Genomic DNA, 18,772 nt, shown 5'->3' with positions numbered 1-18,772 from the left:
CCCCTCGACATGTCCCGAACCCTGCGCGTCATCTTCGCCGGCACACCCGACTTCGCCGCCACGAGTCTGGAAGCCTTGCTGGCGAGCCATCACCACGTCGTCGGCGTCTATACTCAGCCCGACCGTGCCGCCGGCCGAGGTCGCAAGCTGACCGCGAGCCCCGTCAAGGTCCTGGCCCAGTCACACGACCTCCCGGTCCATCAGCCAGCATCCTTGCGCTCACCCGAGGCACGATCACAGCTGGCGGCCCTGAACGCTGACCTGATGGTGGTGGTGGCCTATGGCCTGATCCTGCCACGCGAGATTCTCGACACTCCCCCACTGGGTTGCATCAATGTGCATGCGTCGCTGCTGCCGCGTTGGCGCGGCGCGGCCCCGATTCAGCGGGCCATCGAGGCCGGCGACACCGAAAGCGGCGTGACGTTGATGCAAATGGACGAAGGGCTGGATACCGGCGACATGCTACTCACCCGGCGCACGCCCATCACGGCCACCACCACCGGGGGAGAGCTCCACGATACCCTGGCCGAACTGGGCGGCGAGGCACTCGTCGAGACGCTCGACGCCCTCGCCGGCCCCGGTCTCGCTCCCAGCCCTCAGCCCGGCGACGGCGTCACCTATGCCGCCAAGCTCTCCAAGGCCGAAGCCGAGCTGGATTTCCATGAACCCGCCGCGACCCTCGCCGCACGGATTCGCGCCTTCAATCCCTGGCCGGTGGCCTGGTGCACACTCGGTAACGAGCGCCTGCGACTGTGGCTGGCCGAACCCGATGACCCCGCGAGCCATGAGGCAGGCATCACGCCGGGCACCCTGCTCGGACCCGACGAGGATGCCCTGCGTATCGCCTGCGGTGATGGAATACTGCGCGTGACCCGGGCACAGCTGCCCGGCGGCAAACCCCTGGACATCGCCGAATTGCTGCGGGCCCGAGCGGACCGCTTCAGCGTCGGAACACGACTCGGAACACCTGATCGGGAGACACCCGCATGAACCAGCAGCGACGCGACGCCGGTCGCAGCAAGTCCCTCGACAATGGCCTGGCCGTACGTGCCGCCGCCGCTCGGACGATCGCACCGGTCATTACCGGCAAGAAGTCACTGAACGATCTCGACGAGCACCAGGTCGTGGCCCGGGACCGAGGGCTCTTCAAGGAGCTCTGCTTCGGTACCTGCCGAGCCCTGCCCCGCCTGGAGGCCCTGGCGGGACAACTGCTGGAAAAACCCTTCAAGACACGCGACGCCGACATCCAGGCCCTGTTGCTGGTCGGCATCTACCAGCTGCTGTACTTGCGTGTCCCTGCCCACGCTGCCGTGGGGGAGACCGCCGGCGCAGCGCGTCTGCTGAGCAAGGCCTGGGCCACCCGCGTGCTCAACGGCTGCCTGCGGCGCCTTCAGCGAGAAAGCGCGGCGCTGCAGGCCGAAGTCGATCGCGACCCGGCAGTGGCCCTGTTGCATCCGCGATGGTGGGTAAAGACATTCCGCCAGGCCTGGCCCGACGACTGGCGGTCGATCTGCGATGCCAACAATCAGCCGGGCCCCATGACACTGAGGGTCAATCGCCGCTACGGGGACCGAGAGATGTATCTGGAGCGCCTCGACTCGCCCGGTGCGCGACTCTGCCCCCATGCCCCCGATGGCCTGACTCTGGAGACGCCCTGTGATATCGCCGACCTGCCGGGCTTCCGCGAGGGTCATGTCAGTGTCCAGGACGAATCGGCCCAGCTCGCCGCCGTGCTGCTCGGGCCGGTGATCGCCCCCCGGCCCGGCGCCCGGGTGCTGGACGCCTGCTGCGCCCCCGGCGGCAAGGCCGCACACCTGCTGGAACTGTTCGATATCGACCTGCAGGCGATCGACAGCGACGATGCCCGCCTGGCCCGTGTCGAAGACACGCTGGCGCGGCTCGGCCTGGGGGCCTCCCTGGCCCATGGCGACGCCACCGAGCGAGACTGGTGGGATGGCACCGCCTTCGACGCCATCCTGCTCGATGCCCCCTGTTCCGGTAGCGGTGTGATCCGGCGCCACCCCGATATCAAGCGCCTGCGCCGTCCCTCCGACATCACCAAGCTCGCCGACCTGCAGGCACGCCTGCTGGACAACCTCTGGCCGCTGCTCGCGCCGGGTGGCACCTTGCTCTACGCCACCTGCTCGGTGCTGCCGGAGGAGAATGCCGACCAGGTTCAGGCATTTCTCGAGCGCACCCCGGATGCCGAAGTCACCACCCCGGGTGGCCTCGCCTGGGGACGCCCCGCCGGTGCGGGACGACAGCTTCTGCCCAGCCTCGACAGCCACGATGGCTTCTTCTATGCCAGACTGAGGAAAGGAGCCGCCTGACAGGCACCGTCATCGCCAACCCAAGGATTGCCATATGAACCACACCTACAAGCACATCGAGTTGACCGGCTCTTCCGACAAAGGCATCGAGGATGCTATCCAGAGGGCGCTGAGCAAGGCGTCGGAAAGCCTGCACGGCATGCGCTGGTTCGAGGTCATCGACACCCGTGGGCATATCGAACATGGTCGGGTGGCCCATTGGCAGGTGACGATCAAGGTCGGTTTCACGCTCGACTGAGCCACTCGCCTGTTCTTCCTTCTCTTCTTTCGGCGACTGGTTTAGGCTTTCCGCCACCGAACAAGGTGGCGCCCTTGGCGCGCCCGCCCCTCATCCCTGCTGCGGACAGTGATACGCGATGAAGATCATCATCCTCGGTGCTGGCCAGGTCGGCGGCACCCTGGCCGAGCACTTGGCCCGCGAAGAAAACGACATCACGGTGGTGGACACCGATGCCGAGCGCCTTCGCGAACTGCATACTCGCCTGGATATCCGCACCGTGACCGGCGCCGGCTCCTACCCCATGGTGCTTCGCCAGGCCGGCTGCGAGGACGCCGACATGCTGATCGCGGTGACCAACACCGACGAGGTCAACATGATCGCCTGTCAGGTGGCCCACACCCTGTTCCGCACGCCGACCAAGATCGCCCGGGTGCGCGCCACCGCCTACCTGACCCGCAAGGGGCTCTTCGCCCATGAAGCGGTGCCCATCGATGTGCTGATCAGCCCCGAGCAGGTAGTCACCGACCATATCCGTCGCCTGATCGAACATCCCGGCGCCCTGCAGGTTCTGGAGTTCACCGGCGGCCTGGTACAGCTGGTGGCGGTCAAGGCCTACTACGGCGGTCCCCTGGTCGGTCAGGAACTCGGTTTCCTGCGTCGCCACATGCCCAGCGTCGACACTCGGGTCGCCGCCATCTATCGCCGCAACCGTCCCATCATTCCGCGTGGCGACACCGTCATCGAGGCAGACGATGAGGTCTTCTTCATTGCTGCCCGGCGCGATATCCGTGCCGTGATGAGCGAGCTACGCCGCCTGGAGCGCGATTTTCGTCGCATCGTCATCGTCGGTGGCGGCAATATCGGCGAACGCCTGGCCGAGCATCTGGAGCACAGCCATCAGGTCAAGATCGTCGAGCGCAGCCTGGAGCGTTGCACCCAGCTCTCCGAACGCCTCGACCGCACCGTGGTACTGCACGGCAGTGCCACCAGCAAGCGCCTGCTGGAAGAGGAAAACATCGAGGACTGCGATATCTTCTGCGCGCTGACCAACGACGACGAGGTCAATATCATGTCGTCGATGCTGGCCAAGCGAATGGGGGCCAAGAAGGTCCTGACGCTGATCAACAATGCCGCCTACGTGGACCTGGTCCAGGGTGGCGAGATCGATATCGCCATTTCCCCACAGCAGGCCACCATCGGCAGCCTGTTGACCCATGTGCGACGCGGCGACATCGTCAATGTCCACTCGCTGCGGCGCGGCGCCGCCGAGGCCATCGAGGCCATCGCCCACGGCGATACCCAGTCGTCCAAGGTCGTGGGGCGCGCCGTCGGTGACATCGACCTGCCCAGCGGCACCACCATCGGCGCCGTGGTCCGGGGCAAGGAGGTGTTGATCGCCCACGATGACGTGGTCGTCGAATCCGGCGACCACATCATCCTGTTCGTCATCGACAAACGCCGCATCCGTGATGTCGAGCGACTCTTCCAGGTAGGGCTGACCTTCTTCTGATGGAGTTCACCATGTCGACAGGGACGACGAGGGGGATCATCGCATGAGCCTGCGCATGATTCTGCGCATCCTGGGCCTGCTGCTGATGATGTTCAGCCTGACCATGGTGCCGCCCATCTTGATTTCTCTGCTGTTCGCCGATGGCATGTGGCAGGCCTTCGTGGTGGCCCTGGGCATTACCGTGGCCACCGGAGCCTTGATGTATCTGCCCAACCGCCATGCACGCAAGGAGCTGCGAACCCGCGACGGCTTCCTGATCGCGGCCCTGTTCTGGAGCGTACTGGGGCTGTTCGGCTCCCTGCCGCTGATGCTCACCGGCGCCTCGGCGCTCTCGCCCACCGACGCGGTCTTCGAGTCGTTCTCCGGCCTGACCACCACCGGCGCCACCGTGATCACCGGCATCGACCTGCTGCCCAAGGCGATCCTCTACTATCGCCAGCAGCTCCAGTGGCTCGGCGGTATGGGGATCGTGGTGCTGGCGGTGGCGATCCTGCCGACACTCGGTGTCGGCGGCATGGCGCTGTACCGCACCGAGATTCCCGGTCCCCTCAAGGACTCCAAGCTGACGCCGCGCATCACCGAGACGGCCAAGGCGCTGTGGTACATCTATGCCACCCTGACGGTCACCTGCACCCTGGCCTACATGGCCGCCGGCATGAACTGGTTCGATGCCCTGGGGCACAGTTTCTCCACCGTGGCCATCGGCGGTTTCTCAACGCATGACGCCAGCATCGGCTACTTCGACAGCGCCGTGATCGAGCTGATCTGTGCCACCTTCCTGCTGATTTCGGCCTTCAGTTTCAGCCTGCACTTCGTGGCCTGGCGAGAACGCCGCCTGACCCATTATTTCCAGGATCCGGAAGCGCGCTTCCTGATGCTGTTCCTGGCCGGGCTAATCATCATCACCTCGGTTTCGCTCTGGCTCACCAGCGACTACGAGACCACCGAAGGCCTGCGCCACGCCGTCTTCGAGGTCGTGTCGGTCGCCACCACCGCCGGCTTCTCGGTGGCCGACTTCTCCACCTGGCCCGGTGCATTACCTTTCCTGCTGTTCGTGGCCGCCTTCGTCGGCGGCTGTTCCGGCTCGACCGGCGGCGGCATGAAGGTGATCCGCATCATCCTGATCCTCAAGCAGGGTATGCGCGAGGTGATGCGCCTGATTCATCCCAGTGCGGTGATCACGGTAAAGATCGGCAAGGTCAGCGTGCCGGATGGCATCGCCCAGGCAGTGTGGGGATTCTTCTCGGCCTATGTGATGCTGTTTTTCCTGATGCTGGTCGGCGTGATGGCCACCGGCGTCGATCAGGTCACCGCCTGGTCCACGGTGGGGGCGACCCTGAACAACCTGGGCCCGGCACTCGGCGAGGCCTCGGCCCACTACGGCGACCTGCCGAACTTGGCCAAGTGGATACTGGTCGTCGCCATGCTCCTCGGACGCCTGGAAATCTTCACCGTGGTGGTGCTTTTCACCCCGGCCTTCTGGCGCAAGTAGGGAAAACCCTGATTTATTGCTGCGCTCGAGATCCTGGCCTCCGGCGATGCTCGCCATCCTCATGTAGCAGGCTACACTCCGGTGGCTGCGCTCCGGCGAAGGCCAGCCTCTCCTCGCTCGCGATATAAATCAGCGCTTCCCGAAAGAGCCTATGTAGAATTGCACTGGCGCAAGTAGCAAAGTCAATGCAAGTGCCGCGTCGGGTTTGGCCCGCCGCCGGCCTTCGTGGATAATCGACCCTTCACATTTTCAAGGCCCGAGCGCCCATGACCGACACTCAGGACTGCGCCATCGCCGAACCGGCCGCCGAGACCCTCGGCCCGCGCCGCACCCTGCAGGTGGGCGAGACCCGCTATACCCTGCTGGGCACCGCCCACGTCTCCGCCCGGAGCGCCGCCGAAGTGCGCGAGCTGATCGACTCCGGCGAATTCGACGCCGTGGCCATCGAGCTGTGCGATTCGCGCCACCAGAACCTCGCCAACCCGAATGCCCTCGGCGAGCAGGATCTCTTTCAGATCTTTCGCCAGGGCAAGGCCGGCATGGTGGCCGCCAGCCTGGCGCTGGGCGCCTTTCAACAACGTGTGGCGGAGCAATCCGGTATCGAGCCCGGTGCCGAGATGCGCGCCGCTCTGGAGGGCGCGCGCGCCCATGCACTGCCGCTGGAGTTGATCGACCGCGATATCGGCATAACCCTCAAGCGCATCTACCATAACGTGCCCTGGTGGCAACGCTTCTCGCTATTCTCCGGCCTGCTCGGCGGCGTCTTGTCCCGCCAGGATGTTTCTTCGGAAGACATCGAGAGGCTCAAGGAGGGTGACGTCCTGGAATCCACCTTCCGCGAATTCGCTACCCAGTCCGAGTCGCTCTATACCCCGCTGATCAGCGAACGCGATCGCTACATGGCACTGCGACTGGCCGAACTCTGCCCACCCGGCCGCTATCGCCATGTGCTGGTGGTGATCGGCGCCGGCCACCTGCAGGGCATGGCCGAACACCTCGAGACGCCACTGCCCGAATCGCCGACCAGCGAGCGCGAACACCTGGAAGTCACTCCGCCTCGCTCCAGGGTCTGGAAGGCGATCCCCTGGCTGATCACGGCGCTGGTACTCACCGGCTTCGCCATCGGTTTTTCGCGCAACACGGAGCTGGGCTGGCAGCTGGTCGGCGAATGGTTCCTGATCAACGGCGTCCTCTCCGGCGCAGCCACCCTGGTGGCCCTGGCCCATCCCCTTACCGTACTGGCCACGGTGTTCGCCGCCCCCCTCACCTCGCTGAATCCCACCATCGGCGCCGGCTTCGTCGCCGCCGGGGTGGAACTGGCCCTGCGCAAGCCCAAGGTCCGCGACTTCGCCACCCTTCGCCATGACGTCACCGACTGGAAAGGCTGGTGGCGCAATCGGGTGGCTCGCACCCTGCTGGTGTTCCTCACCGCCACCCTGGGTTCCGCCGCCGGCACCTGGATTGCCGGACTGCGCATCGCCGGCACCCTGTTCGGCTAGGCGTCCTGCCGCGCCGCCAGCAGACGACGCATCGCCGGCGTCGGCGCCGCCGGCCTGGTATGGCGTCGACTGGCGGCGTAGTTGTCGTTGAAGACGTCGAAATAGTCGTCGAGCACCTCGGCGGCCCCCCCGTCACCGGCCTGGCGCAACAGTTCCGCCGCCACCTCGGCGGTGCACAGGTGGTCGCTGGAGGCCGGTTTGCGCAGTCGATAGCGGGTCTGTCGATCGGTAACCAGCGGCAGCACCGGCAGGGTCGCCAGATAAGGGCTGCGGCGGAAGATGCGACGTGCCTGCCGCCAGGTGCCGTCGAGAAGAATGAAGACCGGCACCCGACCGCTATCCCGGTCCTCGACCACACGGTCCATACCCACCACCCGCTCGGCATATCCCTCCTGATCGTCGGGGAAGACGACAAAGGGCGCATAGCGCGCGTCCGCCAACAGCTCGAGCAGCCGCTCGTCCGGCGCCGTGCGATACCAGGTGAAGACCTCGGTATCCGGTAGGACATCGCGGATCAGGCGGCCGGTATTGGTGGGCTTGTAGTGCTCTAACGGGTGCGTCAACAGCCACACTCGGGAGCGACTCTCGGCGCGCACCCGGTAAGGGCACAGACAGTTGAGGCGCGGCAGATTGCACGACTCGCAACGTACCACAAAGCTACCGCGCGCCTTGAATTCGCGCCGTGGCGGCGACTCAGGCCCGGGGGGCGAGCCGGTATCAGGGGGAAATGGCGTCGAGGAATCGTCCTGCATGCTTCACTGGCGTGTCGGTGATAAGAAAGGACGGCATTCTAGCATGCCTGCCAATCGCTCTATTGGCCGAACACCCCCTCGGGCAGCCACAGGCGGCCCTCGCGCCGCCAGTGGCGGGCCAGCAGGGGCACGCCTTCCCCGGCGGGCAGAGCCAGCCCGTGCACACCGGCTGCCGTCAGCTCATGAGCCTCGGGGTCGACCAGCACCCGAGGCGCCGCCATGGGGGCCTCATCGATCAATGAAGCAGCCGGCATCACCGCCAGTGATGTGCCCACCACCAGCAACAGATCGGCGTCGGCGACGACCTCGAGGGCCTCATCGAAACGAGGCACTGCCTCGCCAAACCACACCACATCGGGACGCAGTTGGCTCCCCTTGTCGCAGACATCGCCCAGGGCGATTCCGCCGCGAGGCAACGGGTAACGCATGCGACTATCCACCGAGGAGCGCGCCTTGAGAATCTCGCCATGCAGGTGCACGACCCGGCGTGAGCCGGCTCGTTCGTGCAGGTCGTCGATGTTCTGGGTCACGATGCTGACCCGAAAGCCCTCGGTCTCGAGCCGCGCCAGTGCCTTGTGAGCCGCATTGGGACGCGCGCGTCGCACTTGGTCGCGACGCGCATCGTAGAAACGCAGGACGCGCTCGGGGTCCCGGGTCCAGGCTTCCGGGGTCGCGACTGCCTCGATGGGGTGATCGGCCCAGAGACCGTCAGCGGCACGAAAGGTCTGGATACCACTCTCGGCGCTGATACCGGCGCCGGTCAGCACCACCAGGTGAGCGTTCGAACGAGACTCCATCACGTGTTGTCCTCCTGACAGGCGTCAGACATCAAGGCCAGGCTCTACCCTTCCTGCCACAACAACCGGCAGGATACGAACCGTCTGCCATGATGGCCACCATGGATGACATTCGCGCACGGCGCAGCGACAATGGCGGCTTCATTGTCAGCCGATGCCATCATGACCGACGCACTGCCCATCCTCCATCGCGATGACTACCTGATCGCCGTGCACAAACCGGCGGGCATGCTCGTGCACCGCAGCGCCCTGGCCCGGGGCGAGCGGCACTTCCTACTGCAGACCCTGCGCGACCAGATCGGCCAGCGTGTCTACCCGGTCCATCGCCTCGACCGCCCCACGTCAGGCTTGATGGTATTCGCCCTCGACTCAGGGATCGCCGGCCACCTGGCGAATGACTTCGCCGCGCATCGGGTTGCCAAGCGCTACCTGGCTGTCATTCGTGGCCTGGGCCCCGAAACCGAGCGCCTGGACTACGCTCTGCGTGACGAGGATGGGCGCCGCCCCAAGGCCGAGATGCCGGCACGAGACGCCCGCACCGATGTGCGTCGCCTGGATAGCGTGGAACTGCCGGTTCGCGTCGATCGCTACCCGAGTGCTCGCTACTCGCTGATGGAAGCCCGCCCGCTCACCGGCCGACGCCATCAGATCCGTCGCCACCTGTCGCGCCGCGGTTATCCCATCATCGGCGACGCCAAGCACGGCAAGGGGGTGCACAACCGCTTCTTCGCCGAGCAGCTGGCCTGCCCCCGCCTGCTGCTTGCCGCAGTGAGCCTGGCGTTCGAGCACCCTGTCGACGGTCATCGCCTCACCATCGGCTGTGCCCTCGACGCACCGATGACCGAGCTTTTCCAGCGCTTCGGCTGGTCGGGCCACCTGCCCGCCAATGACCGCGACACCTCAACTTCACCTCATACGATGACGATGCCATGAACGACCCCTTCATGCCTTCCACGCCCTCGCAGAGCGACGACCACGAACTGCGCTTCGGCGGCATCCGGCGTCTCTACGGCACGCGAGCCGCGGCACGCTTCCGGCAAGCCCATGTCGTGGTCGCCGGAGTCGGAGGCGTGGGCAGCTGGGCCGTCGAGGCCCTGGCACGTTCCGGCATCGGTCGGTTGACCCTGATCGACCTGGACGACGTCTGCGTCTCCAACGTCAATCGCCAATTGCACGCCCTGGATGGCACCATCGGGCGTCCCAAGGTGGAGGTGCTCGCCGAGCGTTGCCGCGCGATACACCCCGGGATCGACGTCATCGCCGACACCGCCTTCGTCACGCCCGGCAACCTGGCCGAACGCCTGCCTGCTGACGCCGATCATGTGGTCGACGCCATCGACAGCGTGGTCGCCAAGGCAGCGCTGATCGCCTGGTGCAAGCGACGCAAGCTGCCGATCACCGTCACGGGTGCCGCCGGTGGCCAGACCGACCCCACACGGATTCGCACCGCTGACCTCACCCGCACCGAGCACGACCCGCTGCTGGCCAAGGTTCGCGCTCGCCTGCGCCGCGACCATGGCTTCTCGCGCAATCCTCGGCGACGCTTCTCGGTGGAGTGTGTCTATTCCGACGAACAGCTGATCTACCCCGACGCCGACGGCGAGGTGTGTCACACCAAGCCCGGCGCCGGCGAATCGACACGCCTCGATTGCGCCTCGGGCTTCGGCGCCGCCACCTTCATCACCGGCAGCTTCGGCTTTACGGCCGCCAGCCGTGTCCTGGCACGACTCGCCCGCGACACCACCCTCGCCTATTGACCACGGAGATCCACGATGGAAGCGCAGCACCCCGTCCCCGGTATCTATCGCCACTACAAGGGGCCGCTCTACGAGGTCATCGGCGTGGCCCATCATAGCGAGACCGAGGAACCCCTGGTGGCCTACCGCGCCCTGTACGGCGACTACGGCCTCTGGGTGCGCCCCTTGTCGATGTTCATGGAAATCGTCGAGATGCAGGGCGAGCCACTGCCACGCTTCGCGCTGGAGAAGGCGTTCTAGGAGGGGGAAAGCCGTAAGCCGAGACCGTCGAGATGCGAGATACGAAACCCGAAAACCCAGCTCGTAGCTCGTAGCTCGTAGCTCGTAGCTCGTAGCTCGAAAGCAGCATACCCCCAGTCCTCTCGGATCTAGGGGGGCTTACCGCTTAGAGCTTACGGCTTACGGCTTACAGCTTGGGTTATTCAGCTTCCTGCATCTGCTGCTGCAGGTAATTCTGGATCCCCACCTTGTCGATCAGGCCAAGCTCGGTTTCCAGGTGATCGATATGCTCTTCCTCGTCATCGAGGATGCACTTGAACAGGTCTCGGCTGACGTAGTCCTTGACCTGCTCACAGTGGGAAATGGCATCGATCAGATCGGCACGGGCTTTCTGCTCGAGCTTGAGGTCGCACTCGAGCATTTCCTGAGTGTTTTCGCCGATCAGCAGCTTGCCGTAATCCTGCAGGTTGGGGATGCCCTCGAGAAACAGGATGCGCTCGATCAGGGTGTCGGCGTGCTGCATTTCTTCGATGGATTCCTTGTACTCCCACTTGCCGAGGGCAGCGAGCCCCCAATCCTGATACATCTTGGCATGCAGGTAGTACTGGTTGATGGCCACCAGTTCGTTGCCGAGCACCGTGTTGAGGTACTGGATGACCTTGCTGTCGCCTTTCATGACGCTACCTCGATTGCTGTCAGGGTCCCTTTCACATTGGCATGGGCTGCTTCGCCCTGCCAGGCATACCCGACAGTCTAGATCACGTCACAAAAAAATCAATGAAATCAAATAGTTGTTAATGACAACACAAACAATATCGATTGCCATCACACGGCATAAGCAAGCTCCTCCGTGGAGAAGGCCAACGACTCGCGAACGGCATCACGCGTAATGCCCTTGCCCATGCAGGCACACTTGCCGCACTGAGTGCCGCAGCCCGTCTCGCGCTGGACCTCGCGCCAGCTGCGCGCACCGTCCTCCACGCTCTGGCGGATCGCCTTGTCGCTGACACCCTTGCATAGACACACGTACATGACATTACCTCGCGCTGACCTCGAGGCAAATGTAAATGATTCGCATAGGCTATCGCAACCATAGGCTGCCACTTTTTTCTCCCTGAAGCCCCCGACTTTCGTATCAGCCACCCTTCCGGGGCTTCCCGGGCAGCACCACGACCCGCGTGCCGGAAGCGATATCCGCCCAGCTGCGACGCTCGGCATCGAACAGCACCCACAGATGGCCAAGACCGAAGATGCCCCAGGACAATGCTCCCACCAGGTACCGCACCAGGCTCTGACGCAGACCGATCGCCTTGCCCTCCGTCGTCTGCACGCGCAGCCGCCAGGCCTGCATGCCCAGCGTCATGCCGCCACGCATCCAGAAAAAGGCGAAGAACGCGAAGGCACCGAACAGCAACAGGCCGCGCAGCGACATCACCTGGATGACGCCGACCCCCAACCGTTCCGCCGGCAGGCCCAGCAACAGGCGACTGGCCAGCACATGGATGGCGGCCAGCCCAATCCAGATGGCCAGGATCAATAGCCCGTCATAGCACATGGCGCCCAGGCGGCGTCCCAGCCCGGCAGGCCATACCTCGTCGAGACGGTCGAATCGCCGTGTCATGGCACCTCCCGATCAGCCGCTTCGACGCAGCAGGTACAGCCCCAGGGCGGCACAGATCAGCGTCGGCGCCAGCACCGCCCAGGCCGGAGAAAAGCCGAACACCGTGGACGCCGGCCCCAGCAGGTCCTGCAGGTACTTGAAGGCAAGCCCGACGATCACGCCATAGAACACTCGGGTGCCGGCCGCCACGCTGCGCAGCGGTCCGAACACGAAAGAAGCCGCCACCAGCATCAGTGACGCCATGGTCAAGGGCATCAGCATCTTCTGCCAGAAGTAGAGAAGAGGTTGGGTCGCCTCTTGTCCCTGGGACCTCAGGTAACGGGCATGTGCCCAGAGCTCGCTGGGCGCCTGAGTCTCCACCTCGCGCAGCAGGCGGTCCAGTTCGGCGGGCGTCAGCTCGGTTTCCCAGGGACGCGTGTCCTGATGAGTTGCCTCGGTACGCCCCCCTTCGAAACGAGTGATGTTCACGTCCTCCAGCATCCAGCCGCCATCGCGCCAGACCGCCCGGTCGGCGTTCATCGCCTCACGCAGTTCGCGGCCCTCGAAGCGATAGCGGGTCAGGTCGAGCACGACATTGTCGGCACGGATCGCGCCGAAGCGATAGAAGTTGTCCCCCTCTCGCTGCCAGCCGCCACGCTCGGTGAGCACGGCCCCCTCCCCCTGGAGTTGCTCGAGACGCCAGGCACTGGCGAACTGCTCGGTGCGAGGACTGACGAATTCGGCGACGAACAACACCACGACGATCACCAGGATGACCGGCTTCATCACGCCCCAGAGAATGCGTGCCAACGACCGCCCCGCGGCGCGCATCACTGTCAGCTCGTTGCTCGAGGCCATGCCTCCCAGACCGATCAGCGCGCCGATCAACACGCCCACCGGCGCATACTGGTAGAAGCGCCAGGGCAGACGCATCACCAGGTAGAAGAGCACCTGAAGGGCACCGTAGTCCCCCTCCACATCCCCCAGGTCGTTGATGTAAGCGATCACCAGGTCCAGGCCCAGTAGCACGATCTGTACCACCAGGATGGCCCCGAGCACGTTGCGGGCGATGTAACGATCCAGGCGGTCGGCGATCATCCGCTCATCCCCTTGCGCTGGGCATGCAGCGTCATCAGAAGGCCGATGGCCAGGAAGGCGGCGTGAATCGGCCACATCCCCACCGTGGCCGGCCAGGCGCCTCTGGCGATGGCATCCAGTGCCGCCAGCAACAGGCTGAGGTAGGCCACATAGAGAAAGATCGCCGGCAGCAACTTGGCAAAGCGCCCCTGGCGCGGATTCACTCGGGACAACGGCATGGCCATCAGCGTCAGGATGAACACCATCGGCGGCAGGCCGAGCCGCCATTGCAACTGTGCCATGGCAGGGGGCGTCCCGTCGTCGATCAAGGCGGGGGTCGTCGCGTATTCGGGGTCCGACAGGTCCTGGCGCTCGGCAGAGCCCGAAAGACGCACCGCATAGGTACCGAAGGACAGGCGCTCGGCCACGGCCCGCCCAGGCTCAATGCTGTAACGCTCGCCGTCGGAGAGCACCAGGAATCGACTGCCGGTTTCCTCGTCGACGGTCTGGTACCCCTCGGCGGCACGCGTCACCACCGTCTGAGGTGTGCCATCGCCACGCCGTTGACGCTCACTGATGAAGACTTCCTCCAGGCGACGCTCTTGCTCGCTCAACGCCTGGGTGTAGGCCACGCGGCCATCGCCGAAGTCCTGGAAGCGCCCGGGCGCCAGAACACCGAAATCGAGCTGGCTGCGCTGTTCCTCGATGATCACCTCGTTCTGCAGGGCGCCGGCCGGCGTCAGCCAGAGGCTGCACAGCCCCACCAGGGTGGCCACCACGGTGGCCGGCAAGAGGCTTACCCAGAGCAGTCGATTGGGGCTGGTGCCGCAGGCCACCAGCACAGTGATCTCGCTGTTGAGGTAGAGCTGTCCGAGAGCGAGCAGGATGCCGAGGAAGAAGGCCAGCGGCAGGATCAACTCAAGAAAGCCCGGGAGATGAAACAGCATCAGGGTCCCGAGGATATCGACCGGGATCTCGCCCTGTGCCGCGTTGGAAAAATAGCGGATGAAGCGACTGCCCATGATCACCAACAGCAGCACGCCGGCGACGGCGGCCATCGTTTGCAGGATCTCGCGGGTCAGGTAGCGAAATATGATCAATGCTGTCTCCCGATCCGGGTTGCCGGCACCCGGCCAACTTCCATGCAATGACGCCCGGCCTTGGGTACACTGGGACGACTCGGCAATGTGCCGGCATTATCCAGAATCCCCTACCGCTTGTCTTGTGGAGACACCATGGAATTCCCAGTTCAGACGGCCAATCCTGCCAAGATCGAGACGGCCTGCCTCGTGGTACCGGTGTTCAAGGACGGCGATCTGCTGCCCGCCGCCACCAAGCTGGACGATGCCAGCGAGCGGCTGATCGGTCAGCTGATCGAGCGCGGCGACTTCGACGCCCGCCTGGGCAATGTTCAGATGATTCCCTTCGCCCCGGGCCTCAATGCCGACCGCCTGATGCTGGTCGGCCTGGGGCCTCGCGAGAAGTGCCAGGAAGGCGCCTTCCGCAAGGCCGTCGATGCCGCCTTCGGCGCCCTGGCGTCGTTGCCCGCGGATGACGCCACCGTCGCCTTCAATGACGTGCCGGTCCCCGACCGTGCCTGCGACTGGAAGGCCCGCATGGTGGCCGAAGCCGCCCATCGCGCGATCTATCGCTTCAACGACTTCAAGTCGGAGCCCGCCCCGGTACCGCCGCTCGAACGCGTGACCCTGCTGGTCAGCGAGGGCGGCGATTCCAGTGCCGCTCGCGAGGGCAGTCGCATCGGCGACGGCATCGGCCAGGGCATCAACGCCACTCGCACGCTCGGCAACCTGCCCGGTAACGTCTGCACACCGAGCTACCTGGCCGAACGGGCCGAACAGATGGCCGCCGATTCCGATGGCACGCTGACCACCGAGATTCTCGACGAGGCGGCCCTGGAAGAACTCGGCGCCCACAGTCTGCTCAGTGTAGGACACGGCAGTGCCGAACCCTCGCGCCTGATCGTGATGAAATACCAGGGCGCGGACGATCCCGACGAAGCACCTCATGTGCTGGTCGGCAAGGGCATCACCTTCGACTCCGGCGGCATCTCGCTCAAGCCGGGCGACGGCATGGACGAGATGAAATTCGACATGTGCGGTGCCGCCAGCGTGTTCGGTGCCGTGACCTCGGTGCTTGCCATCCGCCCCGGGATCAACCTGGTGGCCATCGTCGCCAGCGCCGAGAACATGCCCGATGGCCACGCCACCAAGCCCGGCGACATCATCAAGACGCTCAAGGGACTGTCGGTGGAAGTCCTCAACACCGATGCCGAAGGTCGGCTGGTCCTGTGCGATGCCCTGACGTATGCCGAACGCTTCGAGCCTGCCAGCGTGGTCGACATCGCCACCCTGACCGGCGCCGCCATCATCGCGCTCGGCCATCACGCCAGCGGCCTGATGGCCAACGACGATGACCTGGCGCTCGACCTGCTCGATGCCGGCGAGACCGCCTGGGATCGAGCCTGGCACATGCCGTTGTGGGACGAGTACCAGGAGCAGTTGGACTCCAACTTCGCCGACCTCGCCAACATCGGCGGCCGCCCGGCGGGCACCATCACGGCGGGCTGCTTCCTGTCACGCTTCGCCGACAAGTACCCCTGGGCCCACCTGGATATCGCCGGTACCGCCTGGCACTCCGGCAAGCAGAAAGGCGCCACGGGGCGGCCGGTGAGCCTGCTTACCCAGTACCTGCTGGACCGCGCTTCCGACAGCCAGGTCCAGGCCGGCGAGGAATGATCCGTCGCCGCGGGCCTTGCCTTTTTTGCGCGGCGACTTTTTCATGACAGCAAGCCACCATCATGCACCGGGCCGGCAACGCCCGCCCGGTGTTTCAGCATCGCCCCGAGGCGCAGGCCGCGCCCCGGGCACAGCGGAGATTCATTGCCGTGCCCACAGAACGCTTTTCCGTGCTGCCGTCTACTGAGGCCAAGGCGGCTCATATCCGTGACGACATCCTCGCCAACCCTGGCTTCGGTCGCTACTTCACCGACCACATGGCTCATGTGCGGTGGACCGCCGACGCTGGCTGGCATGGTCACGAGGTCCGTCCCTATGGCCCGCTGACCCTCGACCCCGCGGCCGCCGTGCTGCATTACGCCCAGGAGATCTTCGAGGGTATCAAGGCCTATCGACACGACGACGGCTCGGTCTGGGCCTTCCGCCCGGAGAAGAATGCCGAGCGGTTCCGTCGCTCGGCGCGCCGCCTGGCGCTGCCGGAGCTGTCCGACGAGGATTTCGTCGACTCACTGCGCGCCTTGCTGGCCCAGGACCACGCCTGGGTACCAACGCCTGCCACCGCCGCCGAGGAGTCCAGCCTCTATCTGCGGCCCTTCATGATCGCCAGCGAGACCTTCCTCGGCGTGCGCCCCGCCCATGAGGTCGACTACTACGTGATCGCCTCGCCCGCGGCGGCCTATTTCAAGGGGGGGGTGGCACCGGTATCGATCTGGCTTTCCTCGCAGTACAAGCGCGCCGCCGCCGGAGGCACCGGCTTCGCCAAGTGTGGCGGCAACTATGCCGCTTCCCTGGCTGCCCAGAAGGAAGCCGAGGCACACGACTGCAGCCAGGTGGCCTTTCTCGATGCCGCCGAAAACAAGTGGATCGAGGAACTGGGCGGCATGAACCTGTTCTTCGTTTACCGTGATGGTCGCCTGGTCACCCCACGCCTCACCGACACCATCCTCGAAGGCGTGACCCGCGACTCGGTGCTGACCCTGGCCCGAGACGAAGGCCTAACGCCTGAAGAGCGCCCGATCAGCCTCGACGAGTGGCGCGAAGGGGCAGCCAATGGCGATATTACCGAAGTCTTCGCCTGCGGCACCGCGGCGGTCATCACCCCGGTGGGTGAACTGGTCACCGAGGACGGTCCGATCCGCCTCAGTGCGGGCGGCGACAACGAGGTCGCCAAGCGCCTGCGCGGCCACCTCCTCGACCTGCAGTATGGACGTCGTGACGATAGCCGCGGCTGGTTGACGCGCCTGGCATGAGGACAGACGCCATGCGCGACGACGCCTCGCCACGCGTCATGCTCATCACCGGTGCCGGCCGTGGCATCGGTGCGGCCACGGCTCGCATGGCCGCAAAGCGCGGCTATGCAGTGGCCGTCAACTACCGGAGTGACAGGGCCTCGGCCGATGGCGTCGTCGGTGACATCGAGGCAGCAGGGGGTCGTGCCATCGCCATCCAGGCCGATGTGGCCGACGAGGCCGGCATCCTGTCGCTGTTCGAGACGCTCGACCATGAGCTGGGGCGCCTCGATGTGCTGGTCAACAACGCTGGCGTGGTAGACATCAACCGCCGGGTCGAGGACATGGACGTTTCTCGCGTCGAGCGCATGATGCGCATCAACGTCGCCGGACCGCTGATCTGCGCCCGCGAAGCCATCAAGCGCATGTCGACCCGCCATGGCGGCGACGGCGGCGTGATCATCAATGTCTCGTCCGTCGCCGCCCGCCTGGGCGGTGCCGATGAGTACGTCGACTATGCCGCCTCCAAGGGCGCCATCGACAGCCTGACCAAGGGGCTGGCGCGTGAGCTGGCCGCCGACGGCATTCGCGTCAACGCCGTACGGCCAGGGGTGATACGCACCGACATCCACGCCAGTGCCGACAACGCCGGCAAGGTCGATACCGCCGGCACGCGCATTCCGCTGGGGCGCATCGGCGAACCGGAGGAGATCGCCGACGGCATTCTATGGCTCGCCGACGCCGGCTTCTGCACCGGCAGCCTGATCGACATCGATGGCGGGGTTTAAGTACCGGGCTACGCCCGGAGCTGTAAGCTGTAAGCTGTAAGCTGTAAGCTGTAAGATAAGGTCATGTCATCAGCCTCGATGACAAGAGGTTGCAGTAACGCCTCTCAGTTGGAGCGACGACTCCAAACCAAGCCCAAACGCTTTTCTTACAGCTTCCAGGCGCGAAGCGCCGCTCTTAGAGCTTACAGCTTGCCCGAAGGGCCCCATGACCCAAGTCGATTTCTACATCCTCCCCGACACCACCCTCGATGCGCGACTCGATTTCGCCTGCCGGCTGGCCGAGACCATTATCAACAAGGGCTATCGGCTGCATCTGCATGTGGAAGACGAGGCCATGGCCCGGACCCTCGACGACCGCCTGTGGAGCTTCCGGCCCGATGCCTACCTGCCCCATGCCCTGCTGGGCAGCGAGCAGGCCGACAGCGTCCCGGCAACCATCGGCTGGCAGGCCCCGGCCCCCGACGAGACAGGGACTCAGGCACTGCTCAACCTGCATCCGGACATCCCGGAATGGTTCTCTCGCTTCGAGCGCGTCGCCGAAATCATCAACCAGCACCAGGCGGTGCTGACCGCCAAGCGTGATTGCTGGCAGACCTACAAGAAGCGTGGTTACCCGGTGAAGGCCCATCAACTGGGCAGCCAGGCAAACCGCCACTAGCTGACGCCTGCCCCCTCATCAAGCTATAATCGAGCCCATTTTTCGACGATGCCCCGCCATGCGGTTTCAAGACCGGTGGCGACCATTT

General features: G+C 65.2%; 20 protein-coding genes. 13 read left to right on the top strand and 7 right to left on the bottom strand.

Annotated elements, in window-relative coordinates:
- Nucleotides 1–9: 9 nt before the first annotated feature.
- The 6 genes from fmt to RSO41_RS12105 all read left to right on the top strand — a co-directional run bounded on the left by fmt (nt 10) and on the right by RSO41_RS12105 (nt 7,051).
- Entirely contained in the window at nt 10–990 is a 981-nt protein-coding gene (fmt, locus tag RSO41_RS12130) for a methionyl-tRNA formyltransferase (RefSeq protein WP_315619378.1), read from the top strand.
- Entirely contained in the window at nt 987–2,330 is a 1,344-nt protein-coding gene (rsmB, locus tag RSO41_RS12125) for a 16S rRNA (cytosine(967)-C(5))-methyltransferase RsmB (RefSeq protein WP_315619376.1), read from the top strand. The genes fmt and rsmB overlap by 4 nt, the downstream gene beginning before the upstream one ends.
- Nucleotides 2,331–2,364: 34 nt before the next feature.
- Nucleotides 2,365–2,568, top strand: coding sequence for a dodecin (locus RSO41_RS12120; RefSeq protein ID WP_315619374.1), 204 nt, complete (start codon nt 2,365–2,367; stop codon nt 2,566–2,568).
- A 118-nt stretch (nt 2,569–2,686) separates the two neighbouring features.
- On the top strand, nt 2,687–4,060 hold the full coding sequence (trkA, locus tag RSO41_RS12115) for a Trk system potassium transporter TrkA (protein ID WP_315619372.1): 1,374 nt from the start codon (nt 2,687–2,689) through the stop codon (nt 4,058–4,060).
- Between the two features lie 43 nt (nt 4,061–4,103).
- Nucleotides 4,104–5,552, top strand: a complete 1,449-nt coding sequence (locus RSO41_RS12110; RefSeq protein WP_315619371.1) for a TrkH family potassium uptake protein — start codon at nt 4,104–4,106, stop codon at nt 5,550–5,552.
- A 266-nt stretch (nt 5,553–5,818) separates the two neighbouring features.
- Entirely contained in the window at nt 5,819–7,051 is a 1,233-nt protein-coding gene (locus RSO41_RS12105) for a TraB/GumN family protein (RefSeq protein WP_315619370.1), read from the top strand.
- On the opposite strand, the gene RSO41_RS12100 is transcribed toward RSO41_RS12105, so the two are convergent.
- On the bottom strand, nt 7,048–7,803 hold the full coding sequence (locus RSO41_RS12100) for a tRNA-uridine aminocarboxypropyltransferase (protein WP_315619369.1): 756 nt from the start codon (nt 7,801–7,803) through the stop codon (nt 7,048–7,050). The two genes, RSO41_RS12105 and RSO41_RS12100, sit on opposite strands and share 4 nt — an antisense overlap.
- A gap of 59 nt (nt 7,804–7,862) precedes the next feature.
- Complete coding sequence (locus RSO41_RS12095) at nt 7,863–8,600, bottom strand: NAD-dependent deacylase (RefSeq protein ID WP_315619488.1); 738 nt, start codon at nt 8,598–8,600, stop codon at nt 7,863–7,865.
- 162 nt (nt 8,601–8,762) lie between these two features.
- Between RSO41_RS12095 and RSO41_RS12090 the strand changes: the two genes are divergently transcribed.
- The 3 genes from RSO41_RS12090 to RSO41_RS12080 are packed head-to-tail and all read left to right on the top strand — an operon-like array spanning nt 8,763 to nt 10,597.
- Nucleotides 8,763–9,533 carry a pseudouridine synthase gene (locus RSO41_RS12090; protein WP_315619367.1) on the top strand — a complete coding sequence of 257 codons (771 nt, stop codon included), beginning with the start codon at nt 8,763–8,765 and terminating at the stop codon, nt 9,531–9,533.
- A complete protein-coding gene (tcdA, locus tag RSO41_RS12085) occupies nt 9,530–10,357 on the top strand; it encodes a tRNA cyclic N6-threonylcarbamoyladenosine(37) synthase TcdA (protein WP_315619366.1) in 828 nt (275 codons plus the stop codon). The genes RSO41_RS12090 and tcdA overlap by 4 nt, the downstream gene beginning before the upstream one ends.
- Nucleotides 10,358–10,372: 15 nt before the next feature.
- A complete protein-coding gene (locus RSO41_RS12080; protein WP_315619364.1) occupies nt 10,373–10,597 on the top strand; it encodes a DUF1653 domain-containing protein in 225 nt (74 codons plus the stop codon).
- Nucleotides 10,598–10,775: 178 nt separating this feature from the next.
- On the opposite strand, the gene bfr is transcribed toward RSO41_RS12080, so the two are convergent.
- From bfr to lptF, 5 genes are all read right to left on the bottom strand, one after another.
- Complete coding sequence (gene bfr, locus RSO41_RS12075; RefSeq protein WP_315619363.1) at nt 10,776–11,252, bottom strand: bacterioferritin; 477 nt, start codon at nt 11,250–11,252, stop codon at nt 10,776–10,778.
- Nucleotides 11,253–11,401: 149 nt separating this feature from the next.
- Complete coding sequence (locus RSO41_RS12070) at nt 11,402–11,608, bottom strand: (2Fe-2S)-binding protein (protein ID WP_315619362.1); 207 nt, start codon at nt 11,606–11,608, stop codon at nt 11,402–11,404.
- A gap of 103 nt (nt 11,609–11,711) precedes the next feature.
- Nucleotides 11,712–12,197: an RDD family protein gene (locus RSO41_RS12065; RefSeq protein WP_315619361.1), complete on the bottom strand. Its 486-nt coding sequence runs from the start codon at nt 12,195–12,197 to the stop codon at nt 11,712–11,714.
- Between the two features lie 12 nt (nt 12,198–12,209).
- Nucleotides 12,210–13,274 carry an LPS export ABC transporter permease LptG gene (lptG, locus tag RSO41_RS12060; RefSeq protein ID WP_315619360.1) on the bottom strand — a complete coding sequence of 355 codons (1,065 nt, stop codon included), beginning with the start codon at nt 13,272–13,274 and terminating at the stop codon, nt 12,210–12,212.
- Entirely contained in the window at nt 13,271–14,353 is a 1,083-nt protein-coding gene (gene lptF, locus RSO41_RS12055; protein WP_315619359.1) for an LPS export ABC transporter permease LptF, read from the bottom strand. Before lptF ends, lptG begins: the two co-directional genes overlap by 4 nt.
- Nucleotides 14,354–14,488: 135 nt before the next feature.
- Between lptF and RSO41_RS12050 the strand changes: the two genes are divergently transcribed.
- The 4 genes from RSO41_RS12050 (at nt 14,489) to RSO41_RS12035 (ending at nt 18,684) form a co-directional block, all read left to right on the top strand.
- The gene (locus RSO41_RS12050) at nt 14,489–16,009 is read left to right on the top strand and encodes a leucyl aminopeptidase (RefSeq protein ID WP_315619358.1); all 1,521 of its coding nucleotides are present in this window, start codon (nt 14,489–14,491) and stop codon (nt 16,007–16,009) included.
- 149 nt (nt 16,010–16,158) lie between these two features.
- On the top strand, nt 16,159–17,259 hold the full coding sequence (locus tag RSO41_RS12045; protein ID WP_315619357.1) for a branched-chain amino acid aminotransferase: 1,101 nt from the start codon (nt 16,159–16,161) through the stop codon (nt 17,257–17,259).
- 11 nt (nt 17,260–17,270) lie between these two features.
- Nucleotides 17,271–18,026 carry an SDR family oxidoreductase gene (locus RSO41_RS12040; RefSeq protein ID WP_315619356.1) on the top strand — a complete coding sequence of 252 codons (756 nt, stop codon included), beginning with the start codon at nt 17,271–17,273 and terminating at the stop codon, nt 18,024–18,026.
- Nucleotides 18,027–18,231: 205 nt separating this feature from the next.
- On the top strand, nt 18,232–18,684 hold the full coding sequence (locus RSO41_RS12035) for a DNA polymerase III subunit chi (protein WP_315619355.1): 453 nt from the start codon (nt 18,232–18,234) through the stop codon (nt 18,682–18,684).
- Nucleotides 18,685–18,772: the final 88 nt, after the last annotated feature.

This window comes from Halomonas sp. I1, assembly GCF_032334135.1.
In the GTDB taxonomy this organism is placed as follows: domain Bacteria; phylum Pseudomonadota; class Gammaproteobacteria; order Pseudomonadales; family Halomonadaceae; genus Halomonas.
The sequence above is the reverse complement of the archived record's forward strand: the minus strand, read 5'-3'. Positions and strand labels throughout refer to the sequence as shown.